Below are 20,241 nucleotides of genomic sequence, written 5' to 3'. Positions count from 1 at the left end.
ATTTCAATTGTTATCCTGCGTAAAACAAAATCTGAAAGATTTAAAAATTATTGATGCAGCCCAGATTCTTTCGCAAATGTTTTATATAACACACTACCAGGACAGCACTTTTTCAAACAAACCCCAAGAATGGAACTATAAAGAAAAACTACTGTTATCCATATTTAAGCAAATCCTGCTGCAAATATAATTAAATTATCCCATCGCACTGAAACGATAGGCTTCTTGAAGTTTAAAATCAAATTTATGAAGATTTTGTGTCCCCCAATAAAATTCACCCTGATTAATCAGGATGAACGCTCGCCACAGCCGTGATCACAGTGATTGATCTCCGAAAAAAGTACGGATACTCTTGATACAAAATGGAGATGATATGAAAACCCCGATGATAACCTATGATGAGACTGCTTCCAAACTAAACTGGCCCGAAGTTGTAGAAGCCCTGCGGGAAGGTCACAAACTTCCTGAAGCCGAGATAAAAGATATATTCCTCGGTCCTGCCGAAGGAACTCTTTTGAGTCGTGGAGCATATATCAAGGGGCTGGGATACGGAGTAAAATCAACTACTGTTTTTTCCGGAAACAGCAGGCAGGGCTTACCTTCTGTACAGGGAGCCATGATGATGTTTGATCCCCTTCACGGGGAACTTAAGGCCATAATTGAAAGCAGACTGATCACTGAATTTAAAACAGCTTCCGATTCAGTGCTCGGAGCTTCCATACTTATGCGTCCTGACAGCAAAAAATTACTGATTATAGGGGCGGGTACAGTCGCCAGAAGTCTGGTTAAAGCCTACGGAGCTGTTTTCAAAAATCTTGATAAAATCACCATCTGGGCCAGAAGAACGGAAAGAGCAGAACAGCTTGCGCTTGAATTTAAAAATTCCAGCCTCAATGTAAATTTTTCAGAAAACCTCCCAGCTTCTGCGGCAGAGGCTGATATAATTTCCTGTGCGACTTTAGCTACATCTCCGGTCCTAAAATATGAATGGCTAAAGCCGGGAACCCATGTTGATCTGATAGGAGCTTACAAAGCTGATATGCGTGAGGCTGATGACTATTTGATATCAAATGGAAGCATTTATGTGGACAGCAGAAAAACCACCATCAATCATATCGGCGAGCTGATGATCCCAATTTCCAAAAGAATTATAACCGAAGATGACGTACGAGGAGACTTTTATGACCTTATTTCTAACCGAAATATCGGCAGAAAAAATAATGACGAGATAACTGTTTTTAAAAACGGTGGAGGTGCTCACCTCGATCTGATGACAGCGGCCTACATTCTGTCTGTGGTTGCTGCTAAAAAATAGCAGCAGAACCTGATTAGACCCGAACAAAAGTTTCTTTAGATTCCTGCAACTGCTGTCTTCACAGCAGATCATCCGGAGAATTCAAAATAGTGATAAAGCTGTCCATTTTGGTTATTGAAAAAAGTTTTCTGATATTCTCTGTAGGTGAAACAAGGACAATTTTTCCGGTGTCTCCAATTATTTTAAAAGCGGAAACCAATACGGCAAGTCCGCTTGAATCCATAAACCTGACATCTGAAAAATCAAGGGCAATCATCTTTTCACCCTGATCAATCAAGCCCATAAGCCAGCTTTTAAAAACAGCTGAATTAGGCGAATCCAGTTTATCTGTTTCAGGCGAAACCAGAAGAAAGTCTCCAATTCTGTCTTCTGAAATTTTCATAAAAGAATCCTCCGGATATAACCGCGGTCAAAACTCAGGAGATATGTAAGATAGGCCGCATAAAATATTATACCAATGCAATTTTATTCACGCAGAATTAAATAGACCGGCCTGAATAAAAAAACAAAATATATTTTTACGTTACCCATGAGTCTGCTATAAAGTCCAGTGGCATCACCCTAATAAGAAAAAGGCACCGCGTCCATTTTCAGAAAACGCGATGCCCTTATGTTGTCGGCAAAAAATTACCAGACAGATTATGAATCAATACTTATAATACGGTATTTACGGCTGCCTAAGCCCATATCCGAAGCATATTCCAGAGTATGGATGCCATTTTTAGATTCAATTCTGTGCCGCAATGAAGCACTTTTACTTGAATCAGCAGCATAGATCATATCCACGCAGGCCTGATCAAGAGCAACAGGGTCACTTGAAGCTAGAATTCCCATATCATCAAGTTCAGGCTCGGCCGGATTGCTGTCGCAATCACAATCTATAGACAAGTTGTTCATCAGGTTGACATAAATAATATTATTACGTCCAAGGCGATTCATAACCGAACCGGAAGCCTCGGCCATTGATTCCAGAAAACTATCCTGATCTGTCTGTATAGCAGGACCGAAACTTGCGAGACTTTTTGTTCCTCCCGCAGTATGAATCCACATTTTACCTTCAGCAGAAGCAATACCGATAGACATATTTTTTATTGCCCCGCCAAAACCTCCCATAGCGTGCCCCTTGAAATGGGAAAGAATCAGAAATGAATCATAATTCGCAAATCCAGCTCCAACCAGATTCTCTTTGAGATGGCGTCCCCTGAGAACAGGCAGAGACATGGAACCGTTTTCATCCATTATTTCTACCGGTGCAATGCCTGTAAAACCATGATCCTTGATAGCTTTCATGTGATCTGCTGTTGAAAAACGTCTGCCATGATAAGCGGTATTGCACTCAACAATTGTTCCATCAACTTTATTCACCAGACCGCCTACAAGTGATGGAGCCGGGAAGTTATGCCCGCCAGGCTCACCGGAATGAAGCTTAACAGCGACTTTACCGGGCAGACTGCGTCCTTTCATTACAGTGCGGTATATTTCAACAAGTGATTCTGCATTGATATTTTTGGTAAAATAGACCGGTACACCGGAACTTTCAGCAGCAAGAACACCGGAGCACGGCATGACTAGAGATCCTGCGGCTACAGCTCCGCCGATCAGAAACTGGCGTCTGGAAATATTGCCCATTATTCTCTCCTGACTTTTAATTCATTATTAGGATAAAAAATAAAAATAGAATTACTATTAAGAAATGATGTCCCAGATAAAATTTCTATTGAAGTGGCAATCCTCTTTTCTTCATGCCTAATCCTCCTCATCTCCCATAACTATTAAAGAAACAATCAGTTTTTAAAAAATTATGAAATACTGACAAAATGCTCCTACTCTGTGGTCTGGATTAAATGCTCACTTTTAGTTGCTATCCAAAATTTAATTAATATTTTAAAGCTATTAATAAAATTAGGATTTAATATATTGACCCTTTAAGCATTGCTTAAAAGCAGTTTACCTTGACACAAGTGGTAAGGGTTACTATTTTTTAAAAATTGTTGAATCTGACTCTTGAGGTTATGCAATTTAAGTTCAGCGACTCAAAAGCAGTCTAACGAATTATGGATTTTTGAATCCATACTTTTCCACTCAAATATTCACTGACTAATTTGTAATACACTGCTGCTTAGAGCAGGCTGTATGATTGGCTGTTTTGCATTATTGCCTGCTCCCGGATAATATTTATTATCGCGGGTTCATTAAAAAAGTAAAACCATCAATGGCAGGATGGAGTAGTTATAATGTCTGATCTCGCAGAAATATTTCATGATTTTTCTCTTATTGATGGCGATGCAACCGAAACATATTTGAAAGGTGTCCGACTTTTTAAAAATTCGAGAACCATAGCCAGAAGGCCCATGCTCTATGATCCGGGCATCTGTATCGTTGCAGCAGGACACAAGAATGGCTACCTCGGAGAAAAGACTTTTCGCTACGATCCTGAAAATTATCTCGTAACATCGGTTTCAATGCCCTTTGAATGTGAAACAAATCCCAGTGAGGATTCACCTCTCTTGGGATTATATATTGATATAGACCTTGCGCAGTTGAATGAGCTGATCAGTCAGATGAATCTTGAAAACAGGATTGATGAAATTAAAAATGGACACTTTCAACTGGCCATAGGCCCGGCTACTCTCGATGAAGAGATGAAAGACGCTGTTGTAAAACTTCTGAAAGCACTGAAATCAGAAACCGAAGCAAAAATACTAGGCCCCGGTATTGTTAAAGAAATATATTACAGGGCTCTTTGCGGAAAGCAGGCTCCGGTTTTATTTTCACTGGCCAGAGGCAGTGGCTCTTTTTCTCAGGTCGCCAGAGTAATCAGCATGATGCAGGGAGAATTTTCCAAAAAATTCGATGTAGAACAACTGGCTACCACCGCCAATATGAGTGTTTCTGCTTTTCACAAAGCTTTCAAGGAAATCACTGAAGACTCTCCGCTGCAATACCTGAAAAAAATAAGGCTGGCTCGGGCCAGAGACCTTATCGTCCAAAAAAAGATGAAGGCTTATCTTGCTGCAGATGCAGTGGGTTATGAAAGTTCATCTCAGTTCAGCAGAGAGTTTAAAAGGCATTTCGGGCAAAGCCCGACAGAAGTGATGAAAACAAACTAAAAATTTGGAAAATATTTTCATCCTTAAATGCAATGCCACTGGCCAGAGCATAAAAGGCTTTTCAGAGATATACTGTTTTCGCTTTTCAATATATTTCAAAACAGGTCGTCACTGATTGATACTGCTTTATAATTTGCATTATCAGGTGATGCTGGTCTCATTTTTCAGCGCATCTCCGCATTTTTCGATAGGATTAGGCAAAAGATTAATACGATCGTATCTTCCACGAAATTAATGTTGAGTTTAAGAATATTTAAATTTCAATACCGTATCAGGAACCAAAATAGTTCCTGCGAACATTATTTTGAGGAAGTATGAACTTCAACACTCGAACTATGCTAACTTTTTTCATTATCGGAGTTTTAGTTTTGACTCTTGCTTCATGCGCTGTCCTCGGGGGTAAAAAATTTGGCAAAAATCCCTCTGGAGAAGAGCTTGCCCGCATTGAATCCTCGCCAAATTATAAAGACGGTGAATTTAAAAACACCGTGCCTACACAGACTCTTGCAGAAGATCAAAGTACCCTCAAAATAATTATTAAGGGGCTGTTCTCCCATACCGATAATCTGCGTCCCGAAGAACCGCTGCCGACAGTCAGACTTGATCTGAAAGATCAGACAGTCATTCCGGCGGATAAAGATGTTGTGATCTGGCTGGGACACTCCGGCTTTTTCATTCAGCTCAACGGCAAAAGGATTCTCATTGACCCGGTTTTCAATGACCACGGGGCTCCTTTTTCTTTTTTCAACAAAATCTTTCCCGGTACAGACATCTACACTGCGGCAGATATGCCTGAAATTGATTACCTTCTTATTTCTCACGACCATTGGGACCACCTTGACTATAAAACAGTTACAGAGCTCCTCCCGAAGGTAAAAAAAGTTATCTGCCCTCTTGGTATAGGTGCTGATTTTAAATACTGGGGTTATCCCGATAAAAAAATCTACGAAGAAGACTGGGGCACATCTCTTGATTTCGGCGATGGAATAAACATTACATTTATCCCGGCCAGACATTACTCCGGAAGGCTTTTTTCAAAAAACAAAACTCTCTGGACAGGATACGTCCTCGAATCACCAAAAATAAGAATGCTTTTCAGTGGAGATTCCGGGTTCGGACCACATTTCAAGGAGATAGCAGGAAAGTTTGGAAAATTTGATCTTGTTGCCCTTGATGGCGGACAGTATGATTCACGCTGGCCACTTATTCACATGACCCCGGAAGAAGCTGTTAAAGCTGCTGAAATTCTGGATACCCACAATATGCTGCTTGCCCATGTCGGCAGATTCGCCATTGCGGCCCACAGCTGGAAAGATCCGTTTCTGCGTGCTGTAAAAGCCGCAAAATCGGCACCTTTTAAACTGCTGACCCCTGAAATAGGGCAGCCGATATGGTTTGACGGCAGAAAACAGAATTTTACGCACTGGTGGGAAGGACTCAAATAGCATCAGCCGGCAGTATGCGGAACAGGTTTGATATGGATTATCGTAAAATCCCAAGCAATGATAAAGAAATCAGCACCATTGGTATAGGCGGATCAAAACTGCACACTATGTCTGTGCAGGAGCTGAAAGAGGTTTTCAGCACCGCATCCGAAAGCGGTATAAATATAATCGATCTGGCAACTGAAAACCGTGAGGTTTTCAAAAGGGTTGGTCAGGCCTTAGGCGATAAACGCGGACAGTTTATGCTGTCACTTCATCTCGGGCTGACCTTTCAGAAAGATGGTCAGTACAAACGAACCCGCAATGTTGATGAAGTTAAGGCTGGTTTTGAACGCCAGTTGGCGGCTCTGGGGACTGATTATGCGGATATAGGCTATATTCATTACGTTGATGACTTCAAAGATTTTGAAAATGTTTACAAATCCGGAACTTATGACTTTGCCTGCGAGCTTAAAGAAAAAGGCATTATCCGCAATCTTGGATTTGCTTCACACCAAGCTGAGATAGCTAAAGCTTTCCTTGATAAAGGCGGCTTTGATCTGTTTATGTTCAGCATAAATCCAGCCTATGATCTTGATCCGGTAAAAAACAACCCGCTTGAAAAAGATCTAAGCTCTCAGGACGCTTTACAGGTTGCACAGGAAAGATCAGACCTTTACCGGCTTGCGCAAAAAAAGGGCGTAGGCATAACGGTGATGAAAGCTCTTGGTGCGGGAAGACTGCTTAGCAAAACAGCATCACCATTTAAAAAGGCCCTAACAACGACTCAGTGCATTCAATACAGCCTTGACCGACCGTCTGTATTGTCATGCATGATCGGGGTTTCTTCAGTAAACGACCTTAACTCACTTTTATGCTACTATACTGCGGATAAAAGCGAGCGGGACTATTCAATGATTGCCGACGGGCAGTTCAAAGAAATGCGTGGAGAATGTGTATACTGCAATCACTGTCTGCCCTGCCCTTCCTCAATCGACATAGCCAGCGTTAATAAATTTTTAGATCTGGCCGAAAGTGGCGATCAGCTTGCCGGACAGCATTACTTGCTTCTCGACCACAAGGCTTCTGAATGTATTGAGTGCGGATCATGTGAAAGGAATTGTCCTTTTGATGTTACCGTCATTAAAAAAATGAAGAAAGCAGTTGAACTTTTCGGAATCTAGCTGTCTCGGATTCAGAAACGGCAACAGCTTAAAAACAGAGGTGAAAAATGGAAAAGGCTAAAGTTTATTTTACTGATTTCCACACAAAAGCTTTCGGTGACGGCCTGCCGACCAAACTTAAAAAAATGATAAAACAAGCCGGAATCGGCGACATTGATATGAATGGCAGATTCGTTGCTATTAAACTGCACTTCGGAGAACTTGGCAACATAAGCTACCTGAGACCGAACTATTCAAAAGCAGTTGCCGATGTTGTTAAAGAATTTGGTGGAAAACCTTTCCTTACAGACTGTAACACCATGTACCCCGGCAGCCGTAAAAACGCCCTTGAGCACCTTGAGTGCGCCTGGGAAAACGGTTTTACCCCCCTTACCGTAGGCTGCCCGGTACTGATAGGTGACGGCCTCAAGGGAACAGATGATGTTGAAGTTCCTGTTGAAGGCGGAGAGCTTGTAAAAAAAGCTAAAATCGGGCGTACCATAATGGACGCTGATGTTTTCATCAGCCTGACCCATTTTAAGGGCCATGAAATGACCGGATTCGGCGGAACAATCAAAAATATCGGCATGGGCTGCGGATCACGCGCCGGTAAGACCGAGCAGCACAGCAACGGTAAGCCGAATATTGACCATGAACTCTGCGTTGGTTGCCGGACCTGTTTCAAAGAGTGTGCTAACAATGCTCTTGAATTTGACAAGGAAACCAAGAAAATGTCCGTCAACCATGACAACTGTGTGGGATGCGGACGCTGCCTCGGTTCATGTAACTTCGATGCAATCGCTTTTGAGCACAATCAGGCAATTGAAAATCTGAACCGTAAAATGGCTGAGTATACCAAAGCAGTTGTTGACGGACGCCCGCAGTTCCATATTTCACTGATTGTGGATGTTTCACCTAACTGTGACTGCCACGGTGAAAACGATGTGCCTATTCTTCCTAACTTAGGCATGTTCGCTTCCTTTGATCCGCTTGCTCTTGATCAGGCTTGTGTTGACGCCTGTATGAAAGCCGAACCGCTTCCGGGAAGCCAGCTTGCAAGAAATCTGGCTGACCCTGATTTTGAAGTGCATCAGGATCACTTTAAAAACTGTAGACCTGAATCAGAATGGCAGACCTGCCTCTCCCATGCTGAAAAAATAGGTCTCGGAACCCGTGAGTATGAACTGATAGTCGTAAAATAGCTTTTCCGATTAAAAATACGCCTTAAAACAGAGTGGCTGCACCGATCTTTTTTATGTTTCAAAAAAAGACCAGTAGCAGCCACTTTGTTTTTATTTTATAAGCGCCCTTTTTACTGGGGACATTCCACGGAGAAAGAATCTGGATCATACCAGAGTGATTTATTATCAAATGGTGACCCCGGTGGCAGCAGCGGATTATCCATTCTGAAAATTTTTCTATCCTTCAGCTTCGCTTTACACAATGAATCTGAATAGTATTCAAGAAAAAGTTTGTCGAATGAACCGTCGGCTATGATTTTTTTGAATCCTGCTTCGAGCCTTACTGCCAGTTTCGGGAACAAGGGACTGACAAAAATATAAACCGGTAGCGGGAAATAAATAGCCAGACTCTCTTCCACCGCACAATCACGTTCAAATACCGGGCGGGATTTTATTTCATCAAATATTTCAGTGACCCCTCTGGGGAAATAATCAAACCTGCCCACGGCAAGCATTCTGAAAAGTCCTTCATAATCGCTTCCGGCAACCAGATTAAAACCGAGTTTCTCCATAGCTCTGGTTGTGGTCCACTGTTTTTCTCCCCCGCCTTTCAGTTCCTTAAGCTCTTCAATTGAATTTAATTTTGAAAATAAATCCCTTTTATCCTTTCTAATCAGGAAGATTTTATAACCGAGTACACCTTTTTTCACCGGTATGCGTATAGGAATGGCATTGTCTTCCCATTCCTTTGTATCAGGAACAATTGATACATTTATTAATTTACCTATCTTGAGCTGTTGCAGCTCCCTTTTTCTTGAACATTTTGGAGCGGAAATTTTAAATTCATAGCTCCCAAAATCAGGTTCTGTAGCTTTTAGAATTGTTTCAATAAGTTCATACCCATATTCACGCCTTATATCATAAGTTGATCTGGGTTTAGCCATAAGGACCTTATCAACGGCATAAGAAAAGTGCGGCTGCCACACTGCTATAAATATGAAAAATTGAATACTTATGATTTTTAGATATGTTTTCATACATCATCCATACAATATACATTATAAAAGCGGAATAGGTATGTATGATCTATGCTTGATTTTATAATATAATACTTGTCTTCAAAACATAAGGTTCCGTATTTTCTTATAAAAAATGAAATAAGTATATTCAGTTAGCAAGTCTGTTAAAACTTTTTAATCACATTTAAAACTTCCATTTTAATTTCTTTTCGCTAATTAACAAATTATTACAATATATTATGCCAATTTGACATAAATTAAATGAAATGTCATCTAATGACAATGAATGAATTAATTTACAAACGCGATTCCCTGATAGGTCCGAATATCATCGCGGTCGGACAATCCCTTAAACGTCTGTTCGGTCAACTGATGAGTGAACATGGAATGAGCGATGTTCCGGTTATGCCGCTGTCAACTCTTCTTCAGGAAGGTGACGGCATAAGGCAGCATGAGCTGGCCGCAAGGCTTGGTGTAGATAACACTGCGGTAGTAAGAGTTCTTCTTCAGCTTGAAAAACAAGGACTTGTAAAACGTGAGGAAGACAGCAGCGACCGCAGAGCCAAACTGCTCAAACTTACAGACAGAGGCCGTGAGCTGGCCAAAAGAATAGTGAAGATCAGAAAAGAAGTACGTCAGGAAATATTTAAAGATGTTCCAGTTGAAGATATGGAAGCAACAGAACGGCTTCTAAAAATTGTCGGAAAATCAATCTCAGAATTTAAAATCCAGTCCTGAAAAATTTCTAATGTCCCGCTTCGATATACCCGCAGACGATGTTGTTTATTCGCTGAAAAATTTCTGTGCGGCAATGCTGGCTTTCGGTATTGCTTTGTACTTCAATCTACCCAGACCATTCTGGGCCATTAGTACTGTTTACGTTGTCAGTAATCCACTTTCAGGGGCAAGTGCCTCAAAAGCCTTATACAGACTTATGGGCACTTTGATCGGTGGAATTGTCACCATAGCCATTATACCGCCCCTTGCACACTCAACAGAGATGCTTTCCGCAGCTATAATCTGCTGGGTATCATTATGCGCATATCTGGGACAGCTGGAACCGGCTCCCCGGAATTATGTATTTCACCTTGCCGGATATACGATTCTGCTGACCGGACTTCCGGTGGTTGATAATCCGGATCAGGTTTTCAGCCTGACCCTTGCCAGAGTTGAAGAAATAAGCATTTCAATTATCTGCGCATCGTTAATACACAATCTGGTGTTTCCAAAGCACGCGGGAACAGTTCTAAACGCTCAAATAAAAAGCTGGATGGAGAAAGTTACAGAGCTGAGTAATGATGTTTTTAACAGGAACTCAGACAGCATTAAAACAAGACCGGAATGGCATAATCTGGCTAGAAGCATCGTAGCCATGCGTCCTCTCACCGTACAAGCTGCTTACGACTCATCGCATCACAGTGATATTTCCAGACTGCTTTGTGCCTTGCAGGACCGTATAGTACGGCTGCCTCCGCTCCTATCAAGCATTGAAGATCATATTATACATCTTAAAAAATCCGGATTCAGGCAGAACAAGGAATTCAACCAGATGCTTGATGAAGTCCGCTTAGCGGTGGTCTCCGGAGTTTTACCTCCAGATACGGTGAACAGACTGAGAAGAATGGCCCGTGATATTGAAAAAGAAAATTACCATCCTGAGAATTCAGAGCTTATCAAAGCAAGCATGGCAAAAAGGACTGACAGATTTATTGAACTCTGGAACGAATGCTCTGTACTATATGAAGATATAAAAAAAACAGAAATTACAGAGCGCTCTAAAAATATCATAAAATCATCAGCCGGATTAAGAATCTTCCGGGATCATAGGCTGGCTGCATTTACAGCCGCAGCAACACTGCTCTCCATAGCCGTTCCCATGCTGTTCTGGGTCGCCACAGGCTGGACATACGGAATGCTGATAACCCAGATATCAGGCATATTCTGCTGCCGCTGGATAGGATTGGATAATCCTTTAATTCTAATGAAAAATACTCTCATATCATTTGTTATCACTGCGATAATCTCGCTGACAATAAACTTTTCCCTACTTCCGCTAGTTGACGGTTTTTTACCGCTGATGCTGATACTTGGAATATTCATGATTCCGGCCGGAGCTATCAGAGCGACCATACCTTTAAGAATCATCGGGACATTGTTCTGTATATTCCTCCCGGTAACCCTAGAGCTTGGAAGCAGAATAACTGTTAATTTCGAAGAAATGGTCAACACTGATCTGGCGCTCATCTTTGCTGTAACCTGCGGCATTGTCATTACAGCCATAGTAAAATCTGCCGGAGCAGAACCACGGGCAAGGGGGCTCCTGCATTCCGGCTGGAGAATCATAGCCGGCATATCTTCAAACGCGGACACTGATCATGAAACCAGACTGCATAATCTTCTGGATCTGGTTTCATTATGGGCTTCGAGACAAATAGCAATTCCGGAGAATTCTAAGCTGCGCAGGCACGACCTTCTGCGCGATCTTCGAGTAGGATATAACATTGCGGAACTACAGAAAATTTCAAAAAACTCTTCCGCTGAAACAAAAAGCATTCTGGCAGAATTATACAGTAACGTTGCCATGTTTTATAAAAAGAAACAGCAGTACTCTGACCTTAGTAAAATCGAGTTCAATATAAGAGATTTGAAATCATTATTATCTACGGATGAAAATTCACTTAACCACCGGATACTGGCCTTACTGGCATCTCTTTCAATCAGCCTGAAGGACCTGCCGGTACACAATGAAATTCAAACCGAGGCAATAAATGCAGGAAATTAATATTTACGGAATGTTTATCCCGGTAATAGCTGTAATTATGCTTATTTCGCTGGTCCAAAACTGGGTCGCCTGCAAAATTCTGGTCCGCATCGGTTTCTACAGGCTGGTATGGCACAAGGCCTTATTTAATCTGGCTCTTTTTGTAACCCTACTCTGCCTAAACGTTATTATCTACAACAGGTACTTGATATGAAACAAATGTTTAAAAAATCAGGCAGTATTCTGCTGACAATGATCATGATATCTTTCGCCGGAATGCTTGGGATGCATATCTGGAATTTTTATATGGAATCACCATGGACAAGAGACGGACGTATCTGTGCGGATGTAGTTCATATAGCCCCCGATGTTTCAGGGCTGATTGATAAAGTTTTTGTAAAAGACAATCAGCAGGTCCATAAGGGAGATCTTCTTTTTCAGGTCGACCCCAAGCGGTATACACTTGCTCTGGAACAGGCCGAAACAGAAGTTGAAAGTACAAAGGCCACACTTGCCCTGACCCAAAAAGACTACAACAGATATAAAGCACTGGCTTCGAGTCAGGCCGTAAGTGCTCAGCGCAGTCAGGTGGCTAAAACAGATCTGGAACAGGCCAGAGCAGCCTATAACAATGCCCGGACAAAACTTAAACTTGCAAGACTCAATTTAAAACGTGCCAGCGTAAAAGCCCCGGTAAACGGTATTATAACCAACTTTTCCCTGCGCCCGGGAAACTATGCTCAGGCAGGACAGCCGGTAGCGGCTCTGGTTGATTCAGAGTCCTTTTATATAGCGGGATATTTTGAAGAAACAAAACTTTCAAATATAATGGAAAATGATCCGGTCAGAATCGACATTATGGGTTCCAGTGAACCCCTGTTCGGTCATGTCACAAGTATTGCCGGAGGCATTCAGGATAATGACAACCACAGCACATCAGGTCTTCTCGCCAATGTTGAACCAACCTTTGCATGGGTCCGGCTGGCACAGAGAATTCCGGTCCGCATCGAAATCGATAAAATTCCCGAAGGAACCAGACTCATAGCAGGAAGAACAGCAACAGTCACAGTACTTGACGACAAAAAAGACGGACTCAGAAAAATATGTTTCTATTAAAATAGAGAACCTTTTTTAAACCAAAAAATTTTACACATTCTGCTTAATCCTCCTGAATCTGCCACCGACTGAACCGAAAGGACTACCGAACCAGGGTTTAAAGACATCAGACTTCAAATTAAAAACGATATAAACAACTATTGCAGCAGAAAGCGAAACAGCAAAAATCTGCCACCCTTCGGGATCATCAGAATACTCTTCAAAAAGACCTATCACCGTATAATGCAGCAGATAGAATGGGTAGGTAATTTTGCCGATAACGCGATCTACAGGCACATTTTTTAACAATCTGAAGATATAAGGCTGCAAAATGATAGTGCTGACCGGGAGTAGAAACGGTTCAACCTTTTTTCCGGCAAGGCCTGCGGTCATAACAAGAACAGTGAGTAGAACAAAAGCCATACAGTCAATCAGGCAAGCCTTATCAGATAAGCTGCGGTGAAACCTGTATGAGAGGATACCGAACCCGAACAACCAGAAGTCTGCCGGGAAAAAACGCAGGAAAAAACTTTGATCGGCCAGAGATGAATTTACAATACTGATTCTGAAAATGAGACTTATGCAGCTTAGAATGAAGATGGACCTGTCACCCCGCAACACCAGAAACGGAGCTATTAAATAAAAAACTGTTTCAAGGGAAAGCGACCAGCCCTGTACAAGAAAAGCAACATTATAGAGGCTGTGCATCTCTTTTGAGATGAAATAAAGATGCCCGGAATTTGAAAAATCAAGACTGAAAAGCAGCTCCTGACCAAGCGTACAGAAAGTTGTCCACATGACCAGAAAAAAACCTGCCGGATCAGCAATAACAGAAAGCATCTCCTTTCTGCTGACAAGCGGATGTATATCCAGTGTAAACAACAGAAAGGCACTTACACCGACAGCGAAAATATATATCGGATACAGTCCATGTAACCTGCTTTTATAAAAATCTCTGGCGCAATAATTTCTGGTATCCAGAATCATAGCCATGTAAAAACCTGAAACTGCAAAAAAGGACAGAACCGCTTCATGTCCATCAACCATAGGTAAGGCAGTTAATTCGAAATGTGAGTTACACACTGCTATAGCAAGTAACAACCTGATGATTCCCAAGTTCCCCTCCACCTGACAAGTCTATATGCTAACTACGCACCCCATAAGACTTTTAGAATCAATAAGACAGATCAAAAACCAATCTACTATACTCAAGATGATGCCTTAAAAAAATATATCATATTTACTATGAATTTAATTTTTAACTTCTGCACAACTTTAAAGATCAAATTACAGTGCCAAAAACATAAAATAGTATTAAATAAATCGTGGTAAATCGTTATGCGATACTAAAGAGCAATGCACTACTCATCATTAATAATGCATATTAATATTTACAGCCTCAATAATGAGCTGTAATAGTTTTTCATACCTTCCTACAGGCAATCCACTTTTACCCAGCCGTATTTATAAATTATTTCCACCTTTTTTCTACTTTTTTTCCACTAATAAAAGATTGCAAATACAAGAGGTTAAAAATGGTACGCCGTAATAAAAACAAACAGGGGAATAAATCCCGGCGATCATCGTCCAAGCGGGCATTCAATAAAAAAGCTGACCAGTTTAAAATTATTTCCCAGAAGATAGAAACAGAACAGCGCAACATTTTTCTGCAGGAACTTTCGGAGGATTCACCGGATTCTAAAATAAAAAATCTATATCAGCTTATCAAAAATTCATACGAAAGCTTATCTGCAATGTTAAAGGAGCTAACTCTCTCCCCGCCTCTGGCCTGCAAACGTGGCTGCACGTACTGTTGTATCAATCAGGTTTCTCTTTCCGAACCGGAAGCACTGTTTCTGGGATTCCATCTGCTTGAGACAAGATCAACAGCTCAGTTGCACGGGCTTCAGGAAAAAACTGAAAATTTGCTGTTGAGTTTAAAGAACAAGAGCCGACATGAAATAGGAATGAACAGACATCTATATCCTTGTTTGTTTCTGGAAAACGGAACCTGCTCTATTTATGAAGCACGTCCACTGGTATGCAGAGGCTGGAACTCCGTAAACTCGGATATGTGCAGACAAAGTAATGAAACCGGTAATGCTATGGCCCCCATAGAAAATCATCCTTTATTAAGAATAATTGCTGAAAGTTATCAGCGTGGTCTTATGAACGGCAGAAGAGATATGGGACTGGAAACAGGATTTCTGCTGTTACCACGGGCAGTGGGGCTGCTTCTTTCTGGCGGTATCGATAAAAAAATTATCGATTATTCTGAAAAATGGCTGGGTGGAAAACCATTTTTTGCAGAATCTGTACAAAAAATCATACCCGAATAAATTTTAGTATTGTGACAATACTCTTATATATCAGCATATTATTAAAATTTTAGAAATATTGCGTAGCTGCATTTAATGTCAAACTTGAACTATATGCCTATTAAATAGTCAAACGGTGACCATGCCTGATAGTAAACAAATCAGGCATCTTACCATAACGGAAGTGGTTTCTTCCGGATATAAACCATACTGTCAGTGAGCGGCAGTCTGTTATGTCAAAGAAACCGGGCTGATATCCTGAAGAAAAAGACAGGAGAATTTCAGCTTCTTTGATAAAAACAGTTAATATTGTTTATATCTCAATTTAAGGGACTGTCTCTGTTAAGAACACAGATTTAAGCAACACCTGCCTATGGTACTGGAATAAACGTGTCAAACTCCGTGTACCTACAGCCTCCTTATACTATAGCCGGACTCTGATCCCAAAGCCGGAGTCCGGCAATAGTATAAAGATAATTTCAAAAAATTTCAGTACTATTCCTATTTCTCTAAAATCTCTCCTGAGCACCTGATCCTGTCATTTAATCATAAAATTTTATCAAAGAGATAATATGCAGCTCCATCATTATGGTTCTGACTTAACCTGTGAACTGCCTCTATCCACAAGAGGAAAAGACATGGTTTTAAGCCCTTTTATAAGCAGGGTCGCCGGAAGATCAGCATGAGGAATGTCTCTGCCGGATTCAAGGCCGGTGATACACGTTTTACCGACAATGAAGCGGCCTTCACTGCCGTCATCAGGGTCAATTGTTTTGATCCCCCACATGGTCTGGAGTACCGCCGGATGACCATTAAATTCACCCAGATAAAGCACGATATGACCTTTCTTTTCCAACAGAGTTCTAAACGGAATGGCTTGCGCAGCAATAACCCCGGTTTTTTCTTCTATCGTTAAACTGCTCAAATCGACAATTTTTCCAACCGCAGCCTGCTGACTTGAGTTTCTGGGAATTCCGACACCAAAAACACTGAAAATATCCATAGTTGTGGCGGAGCAATCCCTGTCCTGATAGAGCCCGCCCCAGCCATACTGTTGTCCCATAATCTGATTGATGAGTCCGGCCATATTATTTTCAGTGAAAGGCAGCGGCCAGTCAGCAATCTGGTCACTTTGAATCCTGACCTCTTTTAATTCCGCCATACCAGCTATATCTCTTTGCGGGATCAGCAGATGATTATCACCACTTCTAGGCAGCAGCATTCCTATCCGCCCTGCGGCAACTGAGAATCCGTTATTACCTCGCAATGGAATATTATCTTTAACAATGGCGGCAAGTTTCAATGACTCATATTTCTTGATGAAACAGCTATCAACAAAGGCAATATCCTGCACCTTTATCCAGCCGAAAGCGAACCGGCATTCCACATGCAGCCAGAGCCCATCTGCGGATATATGGGTCACAAGTAATGGAGTCCCGGCCCAGACAGCACTGTTCTGATTGTAATCAAAGGGGAAACCTTCGCCACCTTTCTTGAAATCATAAAAAATAGGTTTATTTGTCGGGAGAGCTTTTAACGAAGTATTTCTCACTGTGACAGCCGGCAAATGCAGAACAGGATATGCTGAAACGCTGCTTAATTTTTTTAATTTATCAAGCCATTCAGCATTTCTCTTTAAAGTATTTTCACCAAAAATATCATGCCCTGCAAAGGCTTCCAAAGCCCAGAAAGCGTCCTTGCTGTCTATTAGCGGAGAGCTCCGGTGCCACGGATCAAAAAATGACTTTTTATAATCTTCAGCCAATTCAGCAGATTCAGCAGGAGAAACAAGGAGCTTATCCCCCTCGAAAGCAAAGGCGGAAGCGTTTTGCGGAAAGATATCCAGATCAGCAAGATGTATAGCGCTTGTGTCAGGGGTCTTGAACCCTGCACAGGAGCTAAGAAGCACCATTGTGCTAAGAAAAATCATTAAGACTTTGAAAAAATTTATTTTATACTTCATTTAGAGTTTTTTCATTTAAGATTCAGATTATTAAAAATTCTTAAAAACAATATATGAAAAATTCTAACAGATAAATTTATTAAACTCATTAATGAAATATGTAGCTCATCTTTAGCTCGGACAGGCAGGGCTTAAAACTATTACCAGAAAGCCCCCGGCAGTGAATTGTGATCACTGCCGGGGGCTTCATTTTTTTAACAGGTTTAAATTAGAAGCACTTTTTCAAAATTTCAAGAACTTCTTCGGTTGTCAGTTTTTTATATCCGTTTTCAAGTATAAAAGTTGATTCGGCAATTTTAGGAAGCATTTCTTCTGTTGCTCCAAGTTCTTTAATTGAAGTTACCATGCCGCACTCTTTCATAAACTTTTCAAGAGCATCAAGGCCTTCAACAGCGATGGCATCCTTGGATTTACCTTCAGGAGAAACTCCCCAGACTTCTGTCGCAAACCTGACAAATTTATCAAGGCCGTATGAATAGATATAGCGGTAATACGGCAAGGAGATAGCAGCAAGGCCCATTCCATGAGCGCAATCGGTATATGCTCCAAGCTGGTGTTCAATCATATGCACCTGCCAGTCCTGAGCTTTGGAAACACCAGTCACGGTATTGAGTGCCATAGTGGCGTTCCACATAAGATTACTTCTTGAAATATAATCTTCAGGGTCTTTAAGAGCCATTTTTATATTATCGATTGAAGATTTCAAAAGACCTTCAATTATATAGTCTGTGGTATTTATATCCTCACCGGTGAAATACTGCTCCATGAGGTGGGACATGGTATCGAATCCCCCACTGAGCATCTGATATCTGGATACGGAAAAAGTGTATTCCGGATTCAGTATGGAGAACTTGGGATACATATCCGGGGGAAAAACCCTGCCGGATTTAATTTTTGTTTCCTCATGAGTAATAACCGAACCGCCGTTCATTTCGGAGCCTGTTCCAACCATTGTAAGGATAGAAGCTACAGGAACAGTCTTGTTGGAGACTTCTTCAAAATTAAGCCAATACTTCTGGAAGGGTTCTTCTTCGCAATAAGCGGCAGCGGAAATAGCTTTTGCGCAGTCGATAACAGATCCGCCACCAACAGCCAGAATGAGGCTGACATTGTTATCACGTACGAGCTGGCAGCCTTCCATCATTTTGGAATACATGGGGTTAGGCATAACACCTGAAAGCTCGACGACTTTTTTGCCAGAATCTTTCAGTATTTCAATCACCTTATCATAAAGGGCGATTTTTTTAATGGCAGTTTTTCCATAAGCCAGAAGAACTGTGTCCCCATAATTTGACAATTCAGTTTTAAGGTTTTCAAGCGAATCTTTTCCGAAATATATTTTTGTAGGATTGTAAAAAGAAAAATCAAGCAGCATATTAATCTCCTTCTTTGATTTAGTATTTTTAAAATTATGTGTTGCTTACTGTTGATCAAAATCAACTTATATATAGCATAATCTTAAAACAAATCACTGCCTATTCCTACATTACCTTAGCCTGAATCTGTAATTTTTAAACTTAATCACTGGAAAATATTTTTAATCTTTAATTGGCAGCTACCCGTTTTAAAAGTTTTTCCAAACGGTCGCTAAAACATTTATTATCAGCTGCTGCGGTTACAGCTTTTTTAGCCTCACTCAATGCGTAATCTATTTCTCCAAGCTCTTCACAGACAAGGCTCAGCTGAAAATGGGGACCTGCGAGAGCAGAATTGAACTCTACGGCTTTCTCAAAGGCACTTTTTGCACCGGTTAAATCTGATACCTTTTGGTTCATCCGGCCCAAGCGTACTTTTGACAAAATGAAAGGACATGGCGTCCAATCGATATTCACGCCAATGAACGTCGAGAAGGAAGAATCTCCATGTCCACGAGTTCCATCTACCACGCCTTGGGGCTGTCCGGCTATGACTATGTCCGGCAGGATTTCATTTCCGGAAACGTGCTTATTTATGTGAAGCCGAAAGCAAAGCTTGTAAGGTGTTCACGGTGCAAGCACCGCCATGTGATCCATAAAGGAAGAAGTGAGCGTTGGTTACGCACTGTCCCTGTTGGTATCAAGCCGATTTGGATCATTGTCGATGTGCCTCGTGTCCAGTGCCGTAAATGTGGCTGTATCAGACGTATTAAGCTTTCCATAGTGCCCCACGCCGCTTGTATACGCATAAATTCGAACGTTATGTCAGGTCGCTGGTCAAGATGATGACCATGCTTGATGTTGCAACTCTTCTTGGAGTCGGTTGGGATGTGGTTAAGGACATCTTCAAACGTGACCTGAAGCATCGGTTCGGGAAACCCAAGCTTTCGGAGTTAAAATACATTGCAATCGATGAAATCAGCGTACGTAAAGGACATAAGTACCTGACGCTGGTCATGGATTTGAAAAGCGGAGCTGTCGTGTTAGTGGGAGATGGAAAAGGAGCTGAAGCCTTGTTGCCTTTCTGGACAAGATTGAAACGCAACAAAGCCAAAATAAAAGCTGTAGCTACGGATCTCATTCCCGCATATATCGTTGCAGTTCTTGAGAATTTACCGCGAATCCCTCTCGTCTTTGACCATTTCCACGTGGTCAAACTCATGAATGATAAACTCACCGAAGTTCGGCGTAAGCTTCACCGGGAATTGAAAGATACGATGGGCAATGATGTGCTGAAAGGCACAAGATGGCTGCTTTTGAAAAATCCCGAAAATTTAAATGCGGATAGAGATGAACAGCAGCATCTGGAGGAAGACCTGCGTCAGATATGAAGTCAGCCAAACAAGAAAGATGCTGCAACATTTTTGGAAAGCTGGATATCTCGTGCAAGAGCATCCCATCTCATCAGGACCAATGGAAGGAACGAATAACAAAATCAAAACCATGAAAAGACAGGCATATGGATACCGTGATCTGG

Annotated in this window: 20 protein-coding genes; 13 read left to right on the top strand and 7 right to left on the bottom strand. The window is 41.5% G+C overall.

Annotated features, from left to right (window positions below; genetic code table 11):
* The first annotated feature begins 373 nt into the window (after positions 1-373).
* Positions 374-1,315 carry an ornithine cyclodeaminase family protein gene (locus tag G496_RS0112735; RefSeq protein ID WP_027179614.1) on the top strand — a complete coding sequence of 314 codons (942 nt, stop codon included), beginning with the start codon at positions 374-376 and terminating at the stop codon, positions 1,313-1,315.
* A gap of 58 nt (positions 1,316-1,373) precedes the next feature.
* Here the strand turns inward: G496_RS0112735 and G496_RS19705 are convergent, their stop codons facing one another.
* Complete coding sequence (locus tag G496_RS19705) at positions 1,374-1,697, bottom strand: STAS domain-containing protein (RefSeq protein ID WP_051295028.1); 324 nt, start codon at positions 1,695-1,697, stop codon at positions 1,374-1,376.
* Between the two features lie 257 nt (positions 1,698-1,954).
* Positions 1,955-2,944 carry a DUF362 domain-containing protein gene (locus G496_RS0112725; protein WP_084407570.1) on the bottom strand — a complete coding sequence of 330 codons (990 nt, stop codon included), beginning with the start codon at positions 2,942-2,944 and terminating at the stop codon, positions 1,955-1,957.
* A gap of 605 nt (positions 2,945-3,549) precedes the next feature.
* Between G496_RS0112725 and G496_RS0112720 the strand changes: the two genes are divergently transcribed.
* The 4 genes from G496_RS0112720 (at position 3,550) to G496_RS0112705 (ending at position 8,214) form a co-directional block, all read left to right on the top strand.
* Positions 3,550-4,425, top strand: coding sequence for an AraC family transcriptional regulator (locus tag G496_RS0112720; RefSeq protein WP_027179612.1), 876 nt, complete (start codon positions 3,550-3,552; stop codon positions 4,423-4,425).
* A gap of 314 nt (positions 4,426-4,739) precedes the next feature.
* Positions 4,740-5,870: an MBL fold metallo-hydrolase gene (locus tag G496_RS0112715; RefSeq protein ID WP_051295027.1), complete on the top strand. Its 1,131-nt coding sequence runs from the start codon at positions 4,740-4,742 to the stop codon at positions 5,868-5,870.
* A gap of 14 nt (positions 5,871-5,884) precedes the next feature.
* A complete protein-coding gene (locus tag G496_RS0112710; protein ID WP_084407569.1) occupies positions 5,885-7,033 on the top strand; it encodes an aldo/keto reductase in 1,149 nt (382 codons plus the stop codon).
* 47 nt (positions 7,034-7,080) lie between these two features.
* Positions 7,081-8,214, top strand: a complete 1,134-nt coding sequence (locus G496_RS0112705; RefSeq protein ID WP_027179609.1) for a DUF362 domain-containing protein — start codon at positions 7,081-7,083, stop codon at positions 8,212-8,214.
* Between the two features lie 110 nt (positions 8,215-8,324).
* Here the strand turns inward: G496_RS0112705 and G496_RS19700 are convergent, their stop codons facing one another.
* Complete coding sequence (locus tag G496_RS19700) at positions 8,325-9,230, bottom strand: type 2 periplasmic-binding domain-containing protein (protein WP_051295026.1); 906 nt, start codon at positions 9,228-9,230, stop codon at positions 8,325-8,327.
* 243 nt (positions 9,231-9,473) lie between these two features.
* On the opposite strand from G496_RS19700, the gene G496_RS19695 reads away from it, so the two are divergent.
* The 4 genes from G496_RS19695 to G496_RS0112680 are packed head-to-tail and all read left to right on the top strand — an operon-like array spanning position 9,474 to position 13,089.
* Positions 9,474-9,950 (top strand): MarR family winged helix-turn-helix transcriptional regulator, encoded by a 477-nt coding sequence (locus G496_RS19695; protein WP_084407568.1) that lies wholly within the window; start codon positions 9,474-9,476, stop codon positions 9,948-9,950.
* A gap of 10 nt (positions 9,951-9,960) precedes the next feature.
* Entirely contained in the window at positions 9,961-11,994 is a 2,034-nt protein-coding gene (locus G496_RS0112690) for an FUSC family protein (RefSeq protein ID WP_027179608.1), read from the top strand.
* Positions 11,981-12,187, top strand: coding sequence for a DUF1656 domain-containing protein (locus G496_RS0112685; protein ID WP_027179607.1), 207 nt, complete (start codon positions 11,981-11,983; stop codon positions 12,185-12,187). The genes G496_RS0112690 and G496_RS0112685 overlap by 14 nt, the downstream gene beginning before the upstream one ends.
* The gene (locus G496_RS0112680; RefSeq protein ID WP_027179606.1) at positions 12,184-13,089 is read left to right on the top strand and encodes an efflux RND transporter periplasmic adaptor subunit; all 906 of its coding nucleotides are present in this window, start codon (positions 12,184-12,186) and stop codon (positions 13,087-13,089) included. The genes G496_RS0112685 and G496_RS0112680 overlap by 4 nt, the downstream gene beginning before the upstream one ends.
* A 30-nt stretch (positions 13,090-13,119) precedes the next feature.
* Here the strand turns inward: G496_RS0112680 and G496_RS19690 are convergent, their stop codons facing one another.
* Entirely contained in the window at positions 13,120-14,184 is a 1,065-nt protein-coding gene (locus G496_RS19690) for an acyltransferase family protein (RefSeq protein WP_051295024.1), read from the bottom strand.
* A 419-nt stretch (positions 14,185-14,603) separates the two neighbouring features.
* On the opposite strand from G496_RS19690, the gene G496_RS0112670 reads away from it, so the two are divergent.
* Positions 14,604-15,407 (top strand): YkgJ family cysteine cluster protein, encoded by an 804-nt coding sequence (locus tag G496_RS0112670; RefSeq protein WP_027179605.1) that lies wholly within the window; start codon positions 14,604-14,606, stop codon positions 15,405-15,407.
* A gap of 565 nt (positions 15,408-15,972) precedes the next feature.
* Here G496_RS0112670 and G496_RS19685 read toward each other — a convergent pair.
* From G496_RS19685 to G496_RS0112655, 3 genes are all read right to left on the bottom strand, one after another.
* Complete coding sequence (locus G496_RS19685) at positions 15,973-17,316, bottom strand: SH3 domain-containing protein (protein ID WP_169725761.1); 1,344 nt, start codon at positions 17,314-17,316, stop codon at positions 15,973-15,975.
* Positions 17,317-17,557: 241 nt separating this feature from the next.
* The gene (locus tag G496_RS0112660) at positions 17,558-18,724 is read right to left on the bottom strand and encodes an iron-containing alcohol dehydrogenase (RefSeq protein WP_027179604.1); all 1,167 of its coding nucleotides are present in this window, start codon (positions 18,722-18,724) and stop codon (positions 17,558-17,560) included.
* Positions 18,725-18,893: 169 nt separating this feature from the next.
* Entirely contained in the window at positions 18,894-19,124 is a 231-nt protein-coding gene (locus G496_RS0112655) for a hypothetical protein (protein ID WP_027179603.1), read from the bottom strand.
* An 87-nt stretch (positions 19,125-19,211) separates the two neighbouring features.
* On the opposite strand from G496_RS0112655, the gene G496_RS21505 reads away from it, so the two are divergent.
* The 3 genes from G496_RS21505 to G496_RS21495 form a co-directional block, all read left to right on the top strand.
* Positions 19,212-19,550, top strand: coding sequence for a transposase family protein (locus tag G496_RS21505; RefSeq protein ID WP_245577922.1), 339 nt, complete (start codon positions 19,212-19,214; stop codon positions 19,548-19,550).
* A complete protein-coding gene (locus G496_RS21500) occupies positions 19,547-20,095 on the top strand; it encodes a transposase (RefSeq protein WP_245577921.1) in 549 nt (182 codons plus the stop codon). The genes G496_RS21505 and G496_RS21500 overlap by 4 nt, the downstream gene beginning before the upstream one ends.
* Positions 20,055-20,241: transposase (locus tag G496_RS21495; RefSeq protein WP_245577923.1), on the top strand; the 187-nt coding region annotated here is incomplete at its 3' end. The genes G496_RS21500 and G496_RS21495, both read left to right, overlap by 41 nt.

This window comes from Maridesulfovibrio bastinii DSM 16055 (assembly GCF_000429985.1).
Lineage (GTDB): Bacteria > Desulfobacterota > Desulfovibrionia > Desulfovibrionales > Desulfovibrionaceae > Maridesulfovibrio > Maridesulfovibrio bastinii.
Note: the sequence above shows the minus strand (reverse complement) of the source record. Positions and strands in the feature narration are given on the sequence as shown.

Bases quoted from the DNA above. Each gene is read 5' to 3' on its own strand.
- G496_RS19700 (WP_051295026.1), bottom strand. From the start codon at position 9,230: ATGAAAACATATCTAAAAATCATAAGTATTCAATTTTTCATATTTATA.
- G496_RS19685 (WP_169725761.1), bottom strand. From the start codon at position 17,316: ATGATTTTTCTTAGCACAATGGTGCTTCTTAGCTCCTGTGCAGGGTTC.
- G496_RS0112670 (WP_027179605.1), top strand. From the start codon at position 14,604: ATGGTACGCCGTAATAAAAACAAACAGGGGAATAAATCCCGGCGATCA.
- G496_RS0112680 (WP_027179606.1), top strand. From the start codon at position 12,184: ATGAAACAAATGTTTAAAAAATCAGGCAGTATTCTGCTGACAATGATC.
- G496_RS0112660 (WP_027179604.1), bottom strand. From the start codon at position 18,724: ATGCTGCTTGATTTTTCTTTTTACAATCCTACAAAAATATATTTCGGA.
- G496_RS0112715 (WP_051295027.1), top strand. From the start codon at position 4,740: ATGAACTTCAACACTCGAACTATGCTAACTTTTTTCATTATCGGAGTT.
- G496_RS21505 (WP_245577922.1), top strand. From the start codon at position 19,212: ATGTCCACGAGTTCCATCTACCACGCCTTGGGGCTGTCCGGCTATGAC.
- G496_RS0112690 (WP_027179608.1), top strand. From the start codon at position 9,961: ATGTCCCGCTTCGATATACCCGCAGACGATGTTGTTTATTCGCTGAAA.
- G496_RS19705 (WP_051295028.1), bottom strand. From the start codon at position 1,697: ATGAAAATTTCAGAAGACAGAATTGGAGACTTTCTTCTGGTTTCGCCT.
- G496_RS0112685 (WP_027179607.1), top strand. From the start codon at position 11,981: ATGCAGGAAATTAATATTTACGGAATGTTTATCCCGGTAATAGCTGTA.
- G496_RS19695 (WP_084407568.1), top strand. From the start codon at position 9,474: ATGAAATGTCATCTAATGACAATGAATGAATTAATTTACAAACGCGAT.
- G496_RS0112710 (WP_084407569.1), top strand. From the start codon at position 5,885: ATGCGGAACAGGTTTGATATGGATTATCGTAAAATCCCAAGCAATGAT.
- G496_RS0112720 (WP_027179612.1), top strand. From the start codon at position 3,550: ATGTCTGATCTCGCAGAAATATTTCATGATTTTTCTCTTATTGATGGC.
- G496_RS0112735 (WP_027179614.1), top strand. From the start codon at position 374: ATGAAAACCCCGATGATAACCTATGATGAGACTGCTTCCAAACTAAAC.
- G496_RS0112705 (WP_027179609.1), top strand. From the start codon at position 7,081: ATGGAAAAGGCTAAAGTTTATTTTACTGATTTCCACACAAAAGCTTTC.
- G496_RS21500 (WP_245577921.1), top strand. From the start codon at position 19,547: ATGATGACCATGCTTGATGTTGCAACTCTTCTTGGAGTCGGTTGGGAT.
- G496_RS0112655 (WP_027179603.1), bottom strand. From the start codon at position 19,124: ATGAACCAAAAGGTATCAGATTTAACCGGTGCAAAAAGTGCCTTTGAG.
- G496_RS0112725 (WP_084407570.1), bottom strand. From the start codon at position 2,944: ATGGGCAATATTTCCAGACGCCAGTTTCTGATCGGCGGAGCTGTAGCC.